Source organism: Klebsiella sp. HMSC09D12 (genome assembly GCF_001808475.1).
Classification (GTDB): Bacteria; Pseudomonadota; Gammaproteobacteria; order Enterobacterales; family Enterobacteriaceae; genus Klebsiella; species Klebsiella oxytoca.
In genome coordinates, this window is sequence record NZ_KV793480.1 from 1 (window position 1) to 1629 (window position 1629).

Consider the following 1629-nt stretch of genomic DNA (forward strand, 5'->3'; position numbering starts at 1 on the left):
AGGAACTCCCCGGAATGGCCGGAGAGGAAAACTGAAGCATGACGGTGTCAGGATTTTTTCCAGAATTTCCACCATGGCGCCTGGGATTCAGTTAATTTTGCCTGGTGATTTTCAAGAAGGAGCATGGCCTGTTTCAGGCTGTCAATGTGCGAATCCTTAGACAAAAGTAAGGTGTTCAGGTGTTCAATCTCCTGTTTCAGATGACGAATCACCTGTTCACTCTGGTCAGCAGAGGCTGTATCACGCTGTTCAGAGACCTGTCCAGAATGGTGTTCACCCTTCAGTTGTTCAAAGGGACCAAAGACACGTAAAAGCTCTGAAGTATCTACCATTTTTGCATTACGTTCACCGCTACAGGTGGACAGATCACCTGCTTTAATTAACCTGTGCAGTGTTGTTCTACTCTTACCCGTCAGTCGGGCAGCCTCACTAATAGACACTCTGGCCATCAGTTATCATCCTGTAATCCATCCAGTCTCGAGGACAGTGTACGGAAAAGATGCTCCGCATCATCGTGGAGTTTCTCACAAAGGTCCGCCTCAACATCGAGATCAAGCTCGTTAAGCTTCTCCAGCAGGAGCAGAGACTGATTCTGGATGAATTTAGCCATGTTCAGCGCTGTTTTCTGTTGTTTCGTCATAAGGGCCCTCAGAGCATCAGTGCTCAGTGTAAACCGGTAAGGGGGTCGGATGTACGAATGGTTCAGAGAACGGATCTGAGGTTATCCTGTAGTTATTTTGTAGGTTTATCTGTAGTCATCGCACTAAAACGCAGGATTAAATCATCAACTTTTGTAGTCTTCCTGTAGTTTACCTGTAGTCTGGAAAAATAATCCGTTCATGCTTGCATGAACGAAGCAGTTAAAGACGCTTTTTCGTCGCCGATGATCCTTAACCTGCGCAGATCACCCAGCCAGAATGATAATTTTTTGCCCCTTAAATGGTCATACACCTAACGCAGCCGCGATTTTTATCGCAACTGCATGAATTAAATGAAAAAAATGGAGTTACTTCGTGTGTTAGCGTAATACGCAACGTATTACAATCATCTGTAACAACATGAAAATAAACAAATAACATGTAATACCAGCGTATTACATGTACGCTGGCCAGCGAAAAAGCTATAACGCTTCCCGGCCGACAGGCGGGCCAGAATCCACCGGGGCGTGCAGGTTCTCTTCAGTAACATGAGCCATTAAGTCAAAAAGGTCATATTCGCCGGGAAACAGAGCATCAGTCGCATCCGGTTGTTCATCATACTCAGATGGCATGGTGTGATATCCAATAGCTGAGGGGTGTTAGCGGGTTTCGGGGCGCAGCCCTGAACCAGTCACGTAGCGCTAGCGGAGTGCATACTGGCTAAATATTTTAAACCGAAGTGGTGATTTGCCAAAGTGCTTCATGTGGCAGGAGTGAAATGAGGCTTTCCGGCGTCAGGAGAAGATGCTGGTTCAGGTGATATTCCGCTTCCTCGCTCACTGACTCGCTGCGCTCGGTCGTTCGGCTGCGGCGAGCGGTGCAGGCTTACTAATGGGGCGGAAATTTATTTCCTAGTGGATGCCAGGAAGAAACTTAACAGGGATACGATAAGGCCGCGGCAAAGCCGTTTTTCCATAGGCTCCCCCCCCCT

Annotated in this window: 2 protein-coding genes; both read right to left on the reverse strand. The window is 47.5% G+C overall.

Going from position 1 to position 1629, the window contains the following annotated elements; genetic code table 11:
- Positions 1-47: 47 nt before the first annotated feature.
- A complete protein-coding gene (locus HMPREF3178_RS14595) occupies positions 48-449 on the reverse strand; it encodes a helix-turn-helix transcriptional regulator (RefSeq protein WP_070585248.1) in 402 nt (133 codons plus the stop codon).
- On the reverse strand, positions 449-640 hold the full coding sequence (locus HMPREF3178_RS14600; RefSeq protein WP_070585250.1) for a Rop family plasmid primer RNA-binding protein: 192 nt from the start codon (positions 638-640) through the stop codon (positions 449-451). The genes HMPREF3178_RS14595 and HMPREF3178_RS14600 overlap by 1 nt, the downstream gene beginning before the upstream one ends.
- Positions 641-1629: the final 989 nt, after the last annotated feature.

Bases quoted from the DNA above. Each gene is read 5' to 3' on its own strand.
- HMPREF3178_RS14595 (WP_070585248.1), bottom strand. From the start codon at position 449: ATGGCCAGAGTGTCTATTAGTGAGGCTGCCCGACTGACGGGTAAGAGT.
- HMPREF3178_RS14600 (WP_070585250.1), bottom strand. From the start codon at position 640: ATGACGAAACAACAGAAAACAGCGCTGAACATGGCTAAATTCATCCAG.